Source organism: Photorhabdus sp. HUG-39 (genome assembly GCF_963878365.1).
GTDB lineage: Bacteria > Pseudomonadota > Gammaproteobacteria > Enterobacterales > Enterobacteriaceae > Photorhabdus > Photorhabdus kayaii.
Genome location: NZ_CAWNWY010000012.1, coordinates 33,661 through 51,558 on the forward strand (window position 1 = coordinate 33,661; position 17,898 = coordinate 51,558).

Annotated in this window: 14 protein-coding genes and 4 pseudogenes; 7 read left to right on the top strand and 11 right to left on the bottom strand. The window is 42.3% G+C overall.

Annotated elements, in window-relative coordinates:
* Positions 1-758: 758 nt before the first annotated feature.
* Complete coding sequence (gene flhA / locus AAC155_RS10050; RefSeq protein ID WP_113042021.1) at positions 759-2,840, bottom strand: flagellar biosynthesis protein FlhA; 2,082 nt, start codon at positions 2,838-2,840, stop codon at positions 759-761.
* A complete protein-coding gene (flhB, locus tag AAC155_RS10055) occupies positions 2,833-3,984 on the bottom strand; it encodes a flagellar biosynthesis protein FlhB (protein WP_113042022.1) in 1,152 nt (383 codons plus the stop codon). Before flhB ends, flhA begins: the two co-directional genes overlap by 8 nt.
* 215 nt (positions 3,985-4,199) lie before the next feature.
* Here flhB and AAC155_RS10060 point away from each other — a divergent pair.
* Positions 4,200-4,783: pseudogene (locus AAC155_RS10060) on the top strand (colicin E3/pyocin S6 family cytotoxin); the annotation flags it as partial.
* An 8-nt stretch (positions 4,784-4,791) separates the two neighbouring features.
* Positions 4,792-5,049, top strand: a complete 258-nt coding sequence (locus tag AAC155_RS10065; RefSeq protein ID WP_113042023.1) for a colicin E3-like toxin immunity protein — start codon at positions 4,792-4,794, stop codon at positions 5,047-5,049.
* 108 nt (positions 5,050-5,157) lie between these two features.
* Here the strand turns inward: AAC155_RS10065 and AAC155_RS10070 are convergent, their stop codons facing one another.
* The 3 genes and pseudogenes from AAC155_RS10070 to AAC155_RS24455 all read right to left on the bottom strand — a co-directional run.
* On the bottom strand, positions 5,158-5,409 hold the full coding sequence (locus AAC155_RS10070) for a DUF2442 domain-containing protein (RefSeq protein WP_113042024.1): 252 nt from the start codon (positions 5,407-5,409) through the stop codon (positions 5,158-5,160).
* Between the two features lie 53 nt (positions 5,410-5,462).
* Positions 5,463-5,549 carry a DUF4160 domain-containing protein gene (locus AAC155_RS24450; protein WP_392392046.1) on the bottom strand — a complete coding sequence of 29 codons (87 nt, stop codon included), beginning with the start codon at positions 5,547-5,549 and terminating at the stop codon, positions 5,463-5,465.
* Between the two features lie 26 nt (positions 5,550-5,575).
* A pseudogene (locus tag AAC155_RS24455) lies at positions 5,576-5,695 on the bottom strand (DUF4160 domain-containing protein); the annotation flags it as partial.
* A gap of 143 nt (positions 5,696-5,838) precedes the next feature.
* Between AAC155_RS24455 and AAC155_RS24460 the strand changes: the two are divergent.
* A pseudogene (locus AAC155_RS24460) lies at positions 5,839-5,994 on the top strand (IS982 family transposase); the annotation flags it as partial.
* 391 nt (positions 5,995-6,385) lie between these two features.
* Here AAC155_RS24460 and AAC155_RS10075 read toward each other — a convergent pair.
* The 5 genes from AAC155_RS10075 to AAC155_RS10095 form a co-directional block, all read right to left on the bottom strand.
* Complete coding sequence (locus tag AAC155_RS10075; protein WP_113042025.1) at positions 6,386-6,808, bottom strand: cupin domain-containing protein; 423 nt, start codon at positions 6,806-6,808, stop codon at positions 6,386-6,388.
* A gap of 432 nt (positions 6,809-7,240) precedes the next feature.
* Entirely contained in the window at positions 7,241-9,091 is a 1,851-nt protein-coding gene (locus AAC155_RS10080) for a type I polyketide synthase (RefSeq protein WP_113042026.1), read from the bottom strand.
* On the bottom strand, positions 9,084-10,649 hold the full coding sequence (locus AAC155_RS10085; protein WP_113042027.1) for a biotin/lipoyl-containing protein: 1,566 nt from the start codon (positions 10,647-10,649) through the stop codon (positions 9,084-9,086). Before AAC155_RS10085 ends, AAC155_RS10080 begins: the two co-directional genes overlap by 8 nt.
* A gap of 9 nt (positions 10,650-10,658) precedes the next feature.
* Positions 10,659-12,656, bottom strand: coding sequence for a dehydrogenase E1 component subunit alpha/beta (locus AAC155_RS10090; protein WP_228900291.1), 1,998 nt, complete (start codon positions 12,654-12,656; stop codon positions 10,659-10,661).
* Positions 12,657-12,842: 186 nt separating this feature from the next.
* Positions 12,843-13,013: a hypothetical protein gene (locus AAC155_RS10095; RefSeq protein WP_158536538.1), complete on the bottom strand. Its 171-nt coding sequence runs from the start codon at positions 13,011-13,013 to the stop codon at positions 12,843-12,845.
* A 1,146-nt stretch (positions 13,014-14,159) separates the two neighbouring features.
* On the opposite strand from AAC155_RS10095, the gene AAC155_RS10100 reads away from it, so the two are divergent.
* On the top strand, positions 14,160-15,566 hold the full coding sequence (locus AAC155_RS10100; protein WP_113042029.1) for a carbohydrate porin: 1,407 nt from the start codon (positions 14,160-14,162) through the stop codon (positions 15,564-15,566).
* A 149-nt stretch (positions 15,567-15,715) separates the two neighbouring features.
* Entirely contained in the window at positions 15,716-15,880 is a 165-nt protein-coding gene (locus AAC155_RS10105) for a hypothetical protein (RefSeq protein ID WP_228900862.1), read from the top strand.
* Between the two features lie 119 nt (positions 15,881-15,999).
* Here AAC155_RS10105 and AAC155_RS24465 read toward each other — a convergent pair.
* A pseudogene (locus tag AAC155_RS24465) lies at positions 16,000-16,122 on the bottom strand (IS982 family transposase); the annotation flags it as partial.
* A gap of 384 nt (positions 16,123-16,506) precedes the next feature.
* Between AAC155_RS24465 and AAC155_RS10115 the strand changes: the two are divergent.
* Together AAC155_RS10115 and AAC155_RS10120 are read left to right on the top strand one after the other, a co-directional pair.
* The gene (locus AAC155_RS10115; protein WP_112877907.1) at positions 16,507-16,695 is read left to right on the top strand and encodes a hypothetical protein; all 189 of its coding nucleotides are present in this window, start codon (positions 16,507-16,509) and stop codon (positions 16,693-16,695) included.
* A gap of 302 nt (positions 16,696-16,997) precedes the next feature.
* Positions 16,998-17,816 carry a 2OG-Fe dioxygenase family protein gene (locus AAC155_RS10120; protein WP_113042030.1) on the top strand — a complete coding sequence of 273 codons (819 nt, stop codon included), beginning with the start codon at positions 16,998-17,000 and terminating at the stop codon, positions 17,814-17,816.
* Positions 17,817-17,898: the final 82 nt, after the last annotated feature.

Sequence of the window (17,898 nt, forward strand, 5' to 3'; positions counted from 1 at the left end):
TTTCGTTTTTCGTTTTTCGTTTTTCGTTTGAAACAATCAGCTATATTTAAGCATTATAGAAAAGTGAATTTTTGCCAGCCATTTAATAAAATTTTAATTACTTTTTTTTAAAAATATCACATAAAAAGATATCGTTTAAACAATATTCCACTGGTATCGCAATAACCATTTATTTAATTAGATTTAATTTAATTAACCAAGAGTTTTATTAGAAAAAACATAATAATCAATGATACTTATAAATGTTACGTATTTACACCGAGCTATTTCATTGCCACATAATAAAAACATTTCACTTTAATAATCAAGAAAATATCGCGCACACTTAAATAACACCAAAATTATAATTATCCACATTAAATAATTCAGAATATGAAAGTGATAAAACAGCAGTTAAGAGAAATCGTTTTTTGTCTGTCAGCGTGTTTTTAAACTCTGGAAAAAAGGACAAACGCATAAGGTAAAAACAGGTAAAAACTTTAATCAATAAAGATAAAAAAAGCGATTAAAGATTTTTTAAAGCAGGTAAAAGATCTGAAACTATCTTCCGCTGATTTTACATTTATCTACCCAGCCATAACCATTTAAAACCCCGTACTCCGGTGTTTTATCGAGGTTATTTTACGCAGAAAACTATAAAAATAACGCAATCAACAAGGGATAAAACGGTTAATGTGGCAAGATTTAAGCCCTGAAAAGAGAATTAAGCAGCCCCCGCCAGAGTCACCTATGACTGAGCGGCGGGAGCAAGTCACTCGCTATCCATTACCACCAATGGTCGCAGTCATACGAATTTGACGGTTATCACTGATTTCAAGATTAGATAAAACCACTAATTGAGGCAAAGCCCTACGCAAGAAACGCGATAACAGCGGGCGTAATGCATGATTGACCAACAGTACCGGAGGCGCGCCCAACATTTCCTGACGTTGTAGTGCTTCCGTTGCTTGCCGTTGCAAGTTATCCGCCAATCCGGGTTCCAAACCACCGCCATTTTGTAACGCCTGAATTAACAAGCGCTCAAGGCCCGCATCCAATCCGATGACCTGAATTTCCTGCGCTCCGGGGAACCACTGTTGAGCAATTGCCCGACCAAGCGCAATTCTAACCAAAGATGTCAATTCATAGGGATCAGTTTGTCCAGGTGCATGTTCAGCCAAGGTTTCAATAATTGTCCGCATGTCTCGAATCGGCACTTGTTCGGACAACAGATTTTGAAGCACCTTATGCAAGGTTGTCAGATTAACAACATCAGGAATAAAGTCCTCCGTCAGTTTAGGCATCTCTTGGCTGACTCGCTCAAACAGTTGCTGGGCTTCCTGACGACCAAACAATTCATTGGCATATTGCGTCAACAGATGATTCATATGGGTCGCAACAACCGTACTGGCGGCAACCACCGTGTACCCCTGAACCTGAGCTTGCTCTCTGAGGCTATCATCAATCCAAACCGCAGACAGGCCAAAAGCGGGATCTTTCGTGATATCACCTGGCAATTCCCCCACTGCACCACCGGGATTAATCGCCAGCCAGCGCCCCGGATGCGCTTCACCACGACCAATTTCCACTCCTTTCATCAAAATACGGTAGCCCGCTGGGGCCAGTTCAAGGTTATCCCGGATATGAACAACCGGCGGTAAGTATCCCATCTCTTGGGCAAATTTCTTACGAATTCCGCTGATTCTCCCCAATAACTCACCATTTTGCCGAAAATCAACCATCGGGATCAGGCGATATCCCACTTCCATACCCAAAGGATCTTCAAGCTGAACATCGGACCATGAAGCTTCTGATGTCTGTTGCTGCTCTTCTATTTTTGGTTTTTCTGTATTTATTGCCGGCGCATCAGTACGGCAATATAGATACCAGCCAAGACCAGCCAATGCCGCGGTAAATAACAGGAAAACAAAATTGGGCATTCCCGGTACCATGCCCAACAATCCGAGAACACCCGCACTCAACATCATCACTCTGGGATTGTTGAACAGTTGAGTCACCATCTGCTGACCAACGTCCTGATCCGTTGCTACACGGGTAACAATAACACCCGCCGCAGTAGAAATAATGAGAGCAGGTAACTGTGCAACCAAACCATCACCAATGGTTAACAGGGTATACGCTTCTCCCGCATCCCCCAAACTCATACCATGTTGAGCCACACCAACAATTAAGCCACCAACGACGTTGATAACTAAGATCATCAATCCCGCAATCGCATCGCCACGCACAAACTTACTGGCACCATCCATCGAACCATAAAAATCCGATTCTTGTGTCACCTCAGTACGGCGTTTCTTCGCTTCTTCTTCACCAATTAATCCGGCATTTAAATCGGCATCAATTGCCATCTGTTTACCTGGCATGCCATCCAACACAAAACGGGCGCCCACTTCGGCAATCCGCCCCGCACCTTTAGTAATGACCATAAAGTTAATCAATACCAAGATGATAAATACCACAATACCGATAGCGAAGTTGCCACCAACCAGAAAATGACCAAATGCCTCTACAACGTGCCCCGCTGCCGCAGAACCCGTGTGCCCTTCCAACAAAATGATACGGGTTGAAGCTACGTTAAGAGATAAGCGCAATAACGTGGAAAACAGCAAAATGGTCGGAAATGCAGCAAAATCTAGCGTACGCCGGGTAAACATCGCCACCAGCAACACCATGATTGATAGCGCTATGTTAAACGTAAACAGCAAATCGAGCATGAATGGCGGCAATGGCAATACCATCATCGACAAAATCAAGAGGATCAATACCGGCCCGGCAAGCATTTGCCATTGCGAGCCTTTCATATTGCCCGGTAAACGAAGTATAGAGGCCAAATTAGCCATGACGATTATTTTCTCCAGCAAAATCCAGTGCTGGCGGCACTGGCAGATTTTCAGGTTTCTTCGGCTTCAAGCCGCCTTCCCGTTTCCAACGTTTCAATTGGTAGACCCAAGCAAGGACTTCCGCGACTGCCGCATAAAGTGTCGCGGGAATTTGCCCGCCAACTTCACTATGGCGATAAAGTGCCCTGGCAAGTGGCGGCGCCTCAAGTAATGGAATGCGGTTTTCTGTACCTATCTCTTTAATCCGTAATGCAATAATCCCCGCCCCTTTCGCCAATACTTTTGGCGCACTCATCGCTTTTTCATCATATTTCAGAGCAACAGCATAGTGAGTTGGGTTGGTGACAATGACATCCGCTTTCGGTACATCCGCCATCATACGCTGACGAGCAGCCGCCCGTTGTTGCTGACGGATACGCGCTTTAACATGTGGGTCCCCCTCTTGTTCTTTAAATTCATCCTTTATTTCCTGCCGGGTCATTCTCAGTTTTTTCAAATGGCTGTATATCTGGTAAACAACATCGAAAGCCACCATCGGTATCAACATGAAAACCACCACATAACCGGCGAATATCAGCATTTGCATAGCATCATCCAGTGCCAACAGTGGCGGTTGAGCTATGAGCCGTAACATGGCAGGCCAGTTCATCCAAAGGAACAAAGCAGCACCAATACCGACAAATCCCGCTTTAAGTAGCGCTTTGAATAATTCCGCCAACGCATTCATTGAAAAAATACGTTTCAGGCCAGAAATGGGGTTCAATTTTTTCGGATCAAATTTGATGGATTTGGTACTGAACACTAATCCACCCAATAGCGCCGGGGCACTTAATGCAACTAACACTAATCCAGCAAAAACTGGCAGCAGGGCCAAAACAGCCTGTTGCAGCAACCTACCAATCTGTTGAACCATCTGCTTATCATTGCTGACCATACTGTGATCAAAGCTAAACCCTTCAAACACCATCAACGACAATTCATGCGTCATTGACTGACCGCTCATCCAGAGCAAACTTAAACCACTGGTCAACATCAAGATAGAACTCAGTTCTCTGGAGCGGGCTACCTGCCCCTCTTTTCGCGCTTTTTCCCGCTTATGGGACGTGGGTTCTTCTGTTTTCTCAAGATCGCTATCTTCAGCCACGGCTTTCCTTGTCAGATTTTCAAACGCTATCAATCAGAAAATATGGAATCAAATGGCGGTTAGCATGACAAAAGAGAAAAAATCCGATGGCTGGAACAATGAGAAATTTGACCGGGTATTTGCGGGATCAAGTTCAATAACAGTAAGTGGTTCAATACAACTAATCAAACTGTTATCCACTTAGCATCAGAGCTAAAAGCAAAAAATTCGATCTTATGATGAAACGGAATCCGGTCACCGGTGATTATGAGTTCTGGGAACCGGGAGAATACCGGCCAACAATTTTATGGACACCAAACGAGCAGGAATTCAAAGTTCCACCCCATACCGGGAATGAGGAACAGCCGTTTATTCCATCGCAGATAACCGTGTTACCGATCCCGGATAAAGTCGGCAGCGATATTGAATCGTTGCCAATGCCGGAAGAGAAGGATTTTCGGGATTATATTCTGATACTCCCCATCCCTAATATGCCACCGGTGTATGTGTATTTGAGTAAGCCTAGAAGTGGATTGCCACAAGATGGACACAATTATTATCCTGCCCAAAAACAGAGGAAATTACTGGGGTTTCTGGGTTACGGTCAGCTAAGAAAAAAACTCCAAAACAAAATGGGGGTGGTAAACGGGATAGATGGGTAGATAGTAAAGGCCGAAGAATTTATGAATGGGACTCTCAGCATGGTGAATTGGAAGTTTACCGAGTAAGTGATGGTGAGCACCTTTGCTCTATAGATTATAAGACTGGAAAAGAGCTAAAACCTGCTATCAAAGGGCGAAACATTAAACAATATTTGTGAGGTATATAATGGGATTAAAATTAAGATTGGAATGGTTTGATAAACAAACAGAATTAGGGGAAGGATGTGAATATTCTAAAGATTTTGAAGATAATGCTGATGTTATGGTTAGTGGATTAGGCATATCAACAGAAGATAATATAAATAACGGCGGCTTTGATGTGGAATCTAAATGGGTGAGTATTCTACAGCCCCATTTCAGGCATCAAATTGATTTATCAGCTTATGATTATCAAATCTCTTTTGATTATCGATATTTGTGGTAAACAGAGATTCAGCGGATAGTGGGATAATGATCAATAAACCGCTATCCGTGTTTAACTAGGTTTTCGTTCCATACACGCCAAAAAACGCAAGCAATGCAAACAGTTCAGTCATATATTACCCCTTAAGTGGGATTTAAGCTTTTTGTAGAGTGCGTCGGGTGCCAGATCAGCATTATTCGGCCAGCACACTGCGCCACACTCATCAACACGCGCTTGGGCAAAGAATTTCTGCTCTTTCAGTGGCTCGAACATGGGTCCGAACAACCGATCCGCGATGCACACCTCTCCATAGGTGCCATCATCGAACGTCACCGCCAGGGTGTATTCTGGCTTTATTTCCACTTTCGTTACTCTGCGCATGATAATCACTCCAGCGGTTCAATCTTGTTGAGAGGCTGATGCTGCTCAGCCAGTTACCAGTCATTCAGCAGATCCTGCCTGTGCTCAACCGCCCATTCGATGACCAGAGCCCTTGCTCGTTTGGGCAATGAGCCTTCCATGACTTCCAAGGTCTCAAGGTTTCAATTGAGATAATAGCCTCATGTCCACCGTAGTAAGCATGGAAATAAGCATGGAAATGAAGCGGATTATGGTCGTCGTAGTACATCCGGATCAGGATGCCAAAAAACTCACTGATAGTTGGCATTTGTAATGGCCTGAGAAACAATGATTCACCAATCACGTAATACCATTTACAGTAGCACTAAGATTGACACTACTCAATCATGAAATACGAGATATAAATATCGAGAAAGGGAATCCTTTAGTTGGTTCATCAATCCCTAAATACAGATACCCAATATTTCTCAAATAGAACATTCACGACACTGTAGTGTGCAAGGATTAATGTTAAATGTATTAGGGGACAGATAGCTTATTGTCTCAAAGAGAACAAAATCACTGAATATTTCCTGCTTAGAAATGGATATGTTAGTAACGGCTTAACCAGAACTCAGGTTATTTAAGTTAATTTCCATTCAGAAATGCATTATCACCACCCATTTAAATTATTTTCCAATTTAAATATTATATTTAAATAATTTCAATAGTCCTTCCCACCTTTATTATTACAATAGAATATTATCTCTAATATATTTCTCCATTTTATTTACAGTAAATCTAATGTTTCATCGGCTAGTACCTGATCCCCTTCATGAGATGATCATATATATTGATTGAAAAAATCTTATATCATCCTTTTATCACTCCAATTACTTCTCCTGATTTATAATTATCTTCATGAATATAATGTTAGATACTTTATCTCTGGCAGAATATCATGGCATTTTCGCAATTCACCAAGCACTAGCACATGTTTAATTCAATTTATCCCAAGTTAAACCTTTAATTCTTCTGGGGTTCCCTCTCTATATGGCACCAGCGTCGTCCTATCTTGCGAATCAACCGCACAATGATTATTACCGACAACAACCATGACCAAATCGCTAGTTGCTTTAATCGCGTGATCTATTTGTCCATTCACAAAATAACAAACTCCAGGCTCTATTTCATGCTTTTCACCAGCATAAATAACATAACCCGTTCCTGAGAGTACAAATAAGATATGATGCCCTAAGTGAGTATGATTCTGCATCCCTTCATTTTTACTGAAACGAATTAGATCAGCACCAAAGCCATCAAACGAAACTAATCCCTCACCCGTTCCCATACTGTTAACCATTTTATGACTTCTAGCCATTGTATCGACAACGAGATGTTCACCATTCCAGTGACAAAATCTATTTTTAATAAATTCCATATTACCTTCCTTTTATCTCTATAAATAAAATTTTAAAGTAACTATCATCTCTCTTTATTAATTGAAATAATACTATCTCTCTATCAAGTAAATAATATTTCCCAGTAAAATTTAATCATCACAAAATTATATAGATAAATAAACTAACTGGTTATTAACAATATATCAAACAGAAATATGTAATTCCATAGTAGTATTTTACAAATATTCACTTTGTGACAACAATCACTGTAAAACGCTCATTTTAAATATCTTTGTAAAGATAACCCCAGTTTAAAATGATATTATCCCAAAATTAGGTTAGCCAAATCCGCCGAGGACCTTCTTTCAATACAAACGAAAACATAAGACAAACAAAAGACACCCCACAATCTCGTAAGAGATTGTGGGGTTTCCACCATGCTCTCTGGTTTTCCTGTCTCGCTTCACTGCCTACTGTTTTGCAACCACGGATTCATTGTGAGGTAACCAGTAACGCCGATGTTCAAAAGCATATTTGGGCAATCGAATACGCAGCGGTTTCTGCCCGGAAGGCCAGCAAGTACGCCAATCTATATCCTGACCTCGTAACCATAAAAATCGAGAGTCGTCTTCTGCCATATGTAGCCATTGATCTTCTTTCGTTGAAGTAGACGAAGCAAAATCCCGTAACTGCTTCAAAAGATCCTGCCGTGATGTTGCAACAAACAGTGCCCGATAGGATAACGCTGCCCTACCAAACTGTAATGTCCAGCTAACCGCTGGCAGTTCAATGCTTTCATCGTTCTCGATAAAATCCCCTAGCATAGTCACCATTTTTTGTAACGATACCAGGCTATTAGCCGAAATGGGATAATAATACCCCTCCAAATTGGCTTTAATCTGTTGCTGCGCTTGAGTTGGCGCCTCCTCTAAAATGACATGAGAATTGCTGCCCCCCAATCCAAAAGAGCTGAGTCCAGCGAAACGCTTTTGCCCTGCCCCCACTCGCCAAGAATTTTCCTCTGTAGCCAGTTGTAAACGTGAATCCACACTGTCAATTTCAGGATTCAAACGCTGAAACGCGGCGCTAGGTACAATAGATTTATGCTGCAACATTAATAAAACTTTAACGATGCCAGCTAACCCCGCAGCGCCTTCTAAATGCCCAATGTTGGCTTTTACTGAACCAATATAGCAAGGTTGTAGCGCTTCTCCTGATTCATCATGATTAAAGACCTCATTAAGCGCATTAAATTCTATAGGATCACCCAACGAGGTTCCCGTTCCATGTGCTTCAAGGTAACTGATTTGTTCCGCAGAAATTCCAGCCTGTAGCAAGCAATCTTTAACCAACGCAATTTGCTGCTCAGGGTTAGGCGAAGTCAATGAATTAGCACGTCCACCATGATTGACCGCCGATGCTCGAACGTATCCATAAATCGGATCCCGATCCTCTAAGGCCTGTTTTTGCGTTTTCAAGAATAGACAGACAGCCCCTTCACCACGGACAAAACCATTAGCATCCGCGTCAAAAACCCTACAACAGCCATCTTTAGATAACATTCCCGACCGGTAATAAGCAGCCATGTTGAATGTGTTGCTCAATAGGTTAACGCTGCCAACTATCGCCTGTTGGCATTCCCCCGAACGCAATGAATTCACCGCTTGAGTCAGTGCCGTCAATCCACTTGAACACGCAGTATCAATTTGCAAACTTGGGCCAATAAAGTTGTAATAAAATGACAATCTGTTAGCCAGAAGGCAATTCAGTGTCCCTGTCGTTGCATAAGCATTTGCCATCGCCATATCGGCCGCAACAAGTTCACGATAATCATTACTGCACGAACCAATAAAAACACCCGTCTTTGATCCTGAATAGCCAAGCGGATTGGCGCCGCTATCTTCGATCGCTTGCCAGGTCAGCTCTAATAGCATTCTCTGTTGCGGATCCATCATGGCCGCAACTCGCGGAGAAATACCAAAGAATGGCGCATCAAAACCATCAATACTATCGAGTAACCCCGCTTTCAGGGCTTTTTTAGGTAACGGAATGACGTAAGGTTTTCCTGATGCAAACCGCTGCTCTGGCATCTCTTCTATCACACTGCGTCCAGATCTTAAGATCTCCCACATCTGCTCTGGAGAATCTTCCGCCCCAGGAAGTCGGAAAGCCATGCCCACAATAGCAATAGGCATCTGTTTCGTATCACCCGCACTACTTACTGAGGGAGTAATGGAACTTAAATGCTCCAACAAGGCAGATTTAGCTATCCGTTGTTCATTCGGACTAAGCGAATGATATATGTGATACAGATTATCCATGCTTTCCTCCTTCTATGAGGCGCTGTAACCTTAATGCTGCTTCGCCATCAAGACTACGCATCGCATTAATAAAGTCATCTAAGGAATGTTTATTCTCAGTCAGTTCAGTTTTGGCAGTGTCAAGATATTCAATCAATCGATGCGGCGAGCTATAACGCCAGAACAGCGTCGGCGATAATTTTCGACGAAAATGCACCGACATCAACTCTGCAAGTTTTACTGCCTTGAGCGAATCAATGCCCAAATCAGCCCAAGTGCGCTGCATCATTGATTCAGTAAAATCTTCGTCCCAATTCAGGAAATCCGCCAACAGCGTGCGTAATTGCCCGGAAACCGATTTACCTGATTTACCTTCTATCTGATGCACGGTAGATCGTGGCCCAGACAGAACACGAACCTGAGTAATAATCTCGGTAATAAATTCAGACGCCTCTACCCCATTGAGCAGATAGTGATTAAATGCCAGAACGAGGTTCATCTCTTTGTTGTGAGGCGCACCGATGAACAATGTTGACTGAGATGGTGGCACAATAAGAGGTACAGCAAAGGTAGCACCATCGTTGCCGGTATATGAGATCATCATAGGAACATCAATATCAACGGGCAGTTTTTCCGCATCGGGATCAAGTACACCATTCAAGTGTTGCCTGAACTCAAAAAAGCTCATGGTCTGCGTTCCCGGTACTTTTAACGAACTCAAATCGCCTTTTTCATCCAGAAAAGCAATACCCAGGTTGATATCCGTATAAGTGTGATAACGCTCTTGATCAAGCGGCCTCGAACGCAACATCGGGAATTTTTTCAATGCCTGAGAAATCGCATAAGTGATGACCTGAAATGGCGTTATCCACGCCTGTTGCCCGGAGGTTTCCGTTAAATGATGAATGGCGTTATCAACAAGCTCAATCGGTAGTGGTTTAGCTGCCCAACAAGGTTGTACCGCAGCACTATTTAACCGTATTGCACGATTAAGACGCTGCTGATCTCTGGACAGAAAACCCACATTGTCATTTTCTGCATTGCTCTTTTCTGACGGCCTGGTTTCTTCTGATATCTTAATTTCACGGTATTGCTGGAGGTAATCATCTATATGACCAGGCAATAATGTCCCATGTTTTTCCGCCAGTTGGCTAAGAATGTGCGGCTCAATTTGGTGTTCTTGTGCATACTGACGGGTTTTTGGCGGAATACGCGCAGGAGGAGCAGATACTTCAGGAGCCGCCTCCACTTTCTCTATTTTTTCTACCTCCTCCGCCACTCTCTCCATTTTCTCCGGCGGAGGCGTTAACTCTTCACTGACAGGGGAAGGCTCTGCTATCTCGCCAACAGCTCTGATGACTGCAATAGGCGATCCAACAGGGATAATATCATTTTCCGCCGCCAACCATTTTTCCAAGATCCCCTCAACATCAGACTCAATAGTAAAGGCGGCCTTATCCGTCTCCATTTCATAAACAGGTTCATCACGCTTGACATGATCCCCCACCTGCTTAAGTAACTGGATGATGACGACTTCAGTGGTTCCTTCTCCCATCGGGGGAATAAGCAACTGTGCCATAAGTTCTCCTTAGCTCATTACCGCATAGACGGAGGCCAAAATGTCATCCGTACCGGGTAAAACAGCTTTCTCTAAACAAGGATTAAAAGGAATATGAATATCTTCACGCGTCACCAAACGCGGAGGTGCCAATAAAGAGAAGAAATTGTCATTCTCATCCAAAATATCAGCAATAATGGATGCACCAACACTGGCCGTCCGGGTATCCTCCTGTACAACGATAAGCCGCCCGGTTTTGCGTAAAGATTCCGCAATCCGTTGTTTATCCCAAGGTACCAGACTACGTAATTCAATCACTTCAATGTCAATATTGTCTTTTTCCGCCTGAAGAGCCGCCATAGTCGCAAGCTGAATCGTATTTCCCCAAGCAACCAGTGTAATATCCTTTCCTGCCCTGACAATATTTGCCTGCCCAAGCGACACCGGACTCACTAACCGACGCTCATGGCGCTCTCTCATAAGGTGTTTAGGGATCAGGATCAGACTCGGCATGTCCAGACTTAACGCGGTACGGAACAACGCGACGGTATCAGCCGGTGTCGTTGGAACAAGAACGTTAATACCGGGAATATGCGCCAGGATACCGTCCGAGCTTTGGCTGTGCCATATACCACCACCAGGGAGATAAGCGCCATAAGGAGCATATATCACCACCGGGCAACGCCATTTTCCTACCGTTCTCCAACTTAAAGTGCCAAGTTGTGATTGTAATTGATTGAGACCTAGCCCAACAAAGTCAATAAATTGCAGTTCAACAATCGGACGCCAACCACAGGCGGACAATCCAACAGACGAGCCAATAATCGTGGCTTCTGAAAGGGGAGCATTAATAACACGATCAGGATAGCGAGTGGATAAACCACGGGTGAAACCAAAAACACCACCTTTAGGATCTTCAATATCCTCACCAAATAACAGCACATTCGGGTGCTGACTCAATGCCTCGTCCAAAACCTGATTTACCGCTTTGACCTGTGTCTCTTCGGCTTCCATCTCAACATGTACGGTAGGCGTTCCTTCACGATTGCATAAATAGGTACTGACACTTGCAGGATCAGGCTCTTCTTCGTGGTAAACACGCTCAAATATTTCCGCGACATCCGCTTTAATGCGCTCTTTTTGTTCAGCCAGAGCTTGCTCGGTAATCGCTCCTTTTTCCTTTAAATAAGCGACATAATTTTCAATAGGGTCCTGTAGTACCTCCAGCTCATCCGGGGTACGGTACAGTTTGTGAGAATCTGAATTGGAATGAGAATCTAACCGATCCATACGACAAACCAATATGCAAGGAGTCCGCTCAAATCTCGCCTTATTGAATACCTCCTGTGCAACAGGAAACAAAGTTTCCGGTTTGCGGGCATCAACGCGGCGAATCAAACACTCGTTAAATATTCCCAACCGATACGGAGCCATCTTCTCCGTTGAGGTACTAATACCCAATTTATTATCGGAAACCACAAAGACTACCGGCAAACGCCTTTCAACTGCAAAGCTGACCGCTTCATAAAATTCTCCCTGCCGGGTCGCCGCATCGCCGACACCACACACGACAAGCCCATTTTTATTGTCCAACACGCTTGCCCAGGCGGCTCCAGCCGCGGGAATACATTGGGTTCCGGTCAAGCTGACTACCGAGAAGATATTATGCTCTTTGGAGCAGAAATGATTCGACATGGTTCGGCCGGCCGAGTGAGAAGTGGCCTTACCCATAAGTTCCCTTGTCATTTCAACAATAGACATACCACGCGCTAATACTAATGCCCGATCACGATAGTAAGGAACCAGTACATCATTCTTTTCCATAAGCTGAGGCAACACAGCCAACCCTTCATGTCCAGCAGCCGACACATGGAACCAAGCTCGACCTTGTCGTGTGACTATCGCACTACGATTATCAAATTCCCGTGACAGCAGCATGTCATAAAGTAACTTTTGCTCATCCAAACAATCATTAATTGAAGGGCTGTGTTCCTTAAGAGGTACTTCATTGATCTGTACGTCTATCACTCTCTTTTTCCTCACAAATAGTTAACGTGGTAGTTGTCGTTATTGCGCTTAATGCTTGATAAAAAAGCGAATACGGGGTAGTCCCGTTCATGATTACTTGAGAGACTATAGATCCCGATATAAGAAGTGAATGTAGGGCTATTGCCTACACGAATTGCAAAAGATAGAGGTATACGGTCACAATTTTTAATTACGTTTATACCCGTCATCTTTCAAGTTGCCTCTTTGTTGGCTGCACTCGCTCACCCCGGTCACATAGTTACCTATGCTCCCGGGGATTCGCTCCCTTGCCGTCGCGATGCATCTTGAAATCCATAGGGTATATGCACCTAACATGGAGGGAAAAATTATCTCCATAACCATAAATGGCTTCGGCTGTCATGGTATTCCCTAAATTTTTAGCATTGTCCTGAACATAATGTGACACCATTTAAAAAACTCCAACCGATGAACAACAGCCATTCGTTAAGAGTAGGGCCAACAAGCACCGGCATTTACATGATTACAATACAATATAATCACAATACAATTAAAAAACAGGTTGTTACCTATATCTTTGAGTCCTGCAATGATAAGACATAGGAATAATTCATTACTTTGCTAAATTATTTTGATAATCAGATTTTTTCGACAAGCTCTTCATTAGGTATTTTTATGTTTAACCAAGACATAGCCTAAATAATAACACGTATTATATCAATCGAACTTGAGCCTTTATGCTCACATTAGAATTCATTATGTTTTGTGATGAATATCAATAATGACCTCCTCATATCAAACAATAGATATAGCTGAATTGACGACGTCATCCAGCATCAATCCTGATATTTTATAAAAATTTAGCTTATTATCTCTTATGTTTTATCATAAAAAAAACTGTAGTAATGCGGGAATGATCACAAAAAGGGTAGCAAAAAATTTAACTATATGATTATTATGAAGTTATCATCCCAAACAACGCTGATATTATAATGCAATTAGTAGGATATCAACATATAAAAATATATTTCATAACCTTTTGAATATATTACCAATCATTTAAATAGTAAATTAAAAAAATGATAAGATAAAATATAATTCCCAACAGATTGATTTTAATGAATTTATCTCTATAAATAATAGAATTAAATGCGTCATTTTCATACTTCGAAAGATGATTAATTCATGCAATTATTTCTACTTCAGATACTCTTTCTCATTTCAAATAACAACAACTTTGACAGCCCCCTTTGTTTAACATTGACAAACAATTCCAACACTTTCGTACCATGCCAATCATTCCTGTTGATCTTGAAAACGCAACCCTGACCACCCCGGTGGTGGAAATCCATTCCACCGTTACTTATCTTTCATACCGAATTTGAGTATTCGATCACAATAGCTTTATCTGGTGAGTAGAGTTGATTGCGATCTGCTAATCAACTCAATTATCTTTTAGCCCAAAAACCAGCTTGATAATTTAACTACGATATAATAACTCATATCCCAAAAGGGTAGCATATCATGAAAAACCTTCACTATCTGATTGTCACACCAGGATTAATATTTTCAGCCTCTGCCCTCGCTTCACCCACCAATAGCATCGAAGCACGCCTGGATGCACTGGAGCAGCGACTGCAACAAGCAGAACAGCGGGCTGCCCAAGCTGAAGCACGAGCCACTGCCGCCGAGCAACGCGCGCAGCAACTAGAACAGCACGCTATCGAAACCAAACAACAGACCATACAAATAGCACAAAGCACCACTCCGCTGGAAAACAGTGCTTCATCAACCAACAACTTGAAATTGAATGATTTTGGCGATCTAAAATTATACGGCGATGTAGAATTCAATCTCGATAGCGCCAGCCGAACCGGTCAGCTTACTTCACTTAAAACCAGCGATAATAAAGACTGGAAACCTGGCGACAAAGAGCGTTGGAATGTTAATGGCCGCATTTTGATCGGACTGGACGGTTACCGCCGTGATCAAAACAACAACTTTGCCGGCTTTAGAGTGCAACCATTAGCAGACATGACTGGCAAAATGAATCTTGACGACGCCGCTTTCTTTTTCGGCAATGAGAAAAACTGGCAGGTAAAAATCGGGCGTTTTGAAGCTTACGATATGTTCCCACTCAACCAAGATACTTTTATTCAGTATTCTGGTAATACCGCCAATGATTTGTATGCCGACGGTTTCGGCTATATCTACATGATGAAAGAAGGACGTGGCCGCAGTAACAGCGGTGGTAACTTGATGCTGAGCAAATACGCAGGTAACTGGTATTTCGAACTCAATACCCTACTTGAAGATGGCACTTCACTATTCCGAGATAACACTTACCACGGCAACACACTGGAAAATAAAAAAAATGTCGCCTATTTGCGCCCGGTAGCAGCCTGGAAAAAAGATCAATTTAGTGCAGCCATAGCGATGGAGAGTAATGTCGTCAATAACGCCTATGGCTACCAGAATAATCAAGGGCAATGGGTCGATCAATCCAGACGCAATGGTTACGGCATGACATTAAGTTGGAACGGTCTGGAGGCCGATCCTGATGATGGCATTGTTGCTAACCTGAATACCGCCTATCTGGATGCCTCAGATGAACATAATTTCACTACCGGCATTAATGTGATGTGGCATCGTTTCGAACTGGGTTATATCTATGCCCATAACAATATCAAAACGTTCAATACTGACGATACAACCGCATATATTAATCACCCATTCAATGAACCGGGTAAATACGATATAAATACCATCCATATGTCATATCAGATTCCTAATATTATGAATATGAAAAACTTTAATCTCTATCTTGGCGCCTACGTCTCTATGCTGGAGGCAAATGCCAACAACAAAATTGCCAACAGTAATAATGACCGACGCTACGGCGCACGCGCCAGATTTAAATTTCTTTTCTAATTGCAAACTAATGGGTGTGCAGGACCAAGACGAGCAATGTCTCCAACTATCCACAACGGAATTAAATGAGAAACGCTTCTATGAAGGAATATGACTCAGCTGGCTGATTCCGAGTACCGTAAACATCTTGCGAAACTGGAGAAATAATCATGGCTACTTACAGAGAACTGTTGGCTAAAGAAAGTCCTGAAATGCAGGCACGAGTCGCGGAACGGGTCGAAGAAGCCAGTATCCAGCTCGCCCTTAGCCAACTGCGTGATGAGCTAAAAATTTCACAAGCAGAATTGGCCGTCTTCCAACAGGTAAGCGCATAGCTTTCTACCTTTAAGGAAGAAAACCCGCTCTACGGATTTTCTTCAACTCATTGACAAAGTGCTGTTTTTTTTCCGGCACTTTGTCTTAATTAACCTCGGTTTCGTTTAAAAAGTCATAAAAACCAGCCCATACTCGTTTTTCCTCGCTGCGCAACTCTCTCAAATACTCTATGACGGGGAATATACCCGTCATCTTTCAAGTTGCCTCTTTGTTGGCTGCACTCACTCACCCCGGTCACATCGTTATCTATGCTCCCGGGGATTCGTTCCCTTGCCGCCGCGATGCATCTTGAAATCCATTGGGTATATAGAGGTTGTGACAAACGGCAATTTTGGCCGAATCAATAAAAGCGGTTGATAATATACTAGATTTAAAATCAATTAAATTTAATATTCTGATGCCTCTTTATATGTAAAATTTCTTTGCCAAATAAAAAATAAAACCCCAAGTTGACATTGTATACTCTGCGATCTATTTTCTAATTAAATTTTAGTGAAAATATTTTTATTGTTAGGCTGTTTATATGATTGGCGGAAGTTACAGTAAAGGCGTTTCACTCATTAAAAAAGGGTTAAAATAATGATGTTTAATAATGGATTAGAATTTTTTAGTCATGAAATGATCAGTGAAGAATTTAGATAAAAAAATTGACTTTACTAATCCTTATGCGCTGCTAGCCAGGGATGATAAAGGAAAGATGGATGTCAAAGTATTGTCGGAGGATGCGATTGTTTCACCCAGCAAGAAAGGCAATGCTATTGAGGTGATTAATTCACTCAAAAAACGGTTGTTATACTATAGTAGATTTGTCTAATGGTCTAATGGTCTAATGGCCTATTGATTTAAAATTATCTCTCTCATTTATCTAGCAATATTCTTTACTATCTGACTTGTCAGAAATTGATTGATTGATTTTGTAGATCGACAAAAAGCATGGCAATGTTGTTGCACTGACTATGCAAAATCGAGATATTCTTATTTATAGGTGTTTTTTAAAATCATTAAATATAACTAAATAATTTTTTGAGTTAATTAGTATTAACTGGTTTTTCCTAAGATATCGTAATTAATTTAATACGATGTCATTGTAGTTCACCCTAATAAAGAGATATTACAATGGGCTGGAATATATTTATTAACGCACCAAATAGTTACCGTCTTACTACCGCACATATCCGCAACAGCTTGCAGCAACAAGGGTTTGCCACTTTCAATGCCACCGATCTTGACCTTTCTGACAGTGAAAAAATCGATCTTATCTCTCTGTGTGAATTATCGAAGTCACTGCCGTTAGATCGATTTGGTGAAGATGGTCGTCACCGCAGTTATTGTGAAGGAGTATGGAGCCGTGAAACAGAAACTATTCATTGGAAAACAGGTTATCCGCAGCCCGATGATAGCATAGAGATTGATTATCATCAGGGAAGTGAATATCAACCTGAATTTGGTGGTGTAGTACGCAAATTCCTGCGCATGTCTGATGAGATACTTAATAAAGGGCTACTTAATAAACTCATTTGGCACGATCTGAGTCTAACCGGCATGGCGGAGCATTATTCCCGTTTGCTGTGTGGGGTGCATCTAATCCGAATGCAGGCACTACCGGGTAAACCGGCAAAAATTACGCCTAACTGTTTTCATCGTGACGGTCAGCCGTTCACCGCTGTACATTTGATTGAACGTTATAATGTCGAAGGCGGTGCAACACATATCGCACCGCCTTCTTATGCAAATTGCCAGCTTGAAGAAGTCCCTGCTCATGAGATAACTCGTTTTCTCCTTAATGATCCCCTTGATAGCTACATCATCGATGATGCAGCGATTTGTCATTATATCAATCCCGTAACTTGCGATGAAAATGCCAGCGTTGGCGTTCGCACTATCATTCTGATTGATTTCACCCCGCTAGAACAGAGTGATAGGCGTTCCCAGTAGCGCTTTTGCCATGAAAGTGGCTGACAACCAGGAGTGCCAGAAATGATAGTTGTTACGGCAATCACTAAGCTGCAAAAATCTT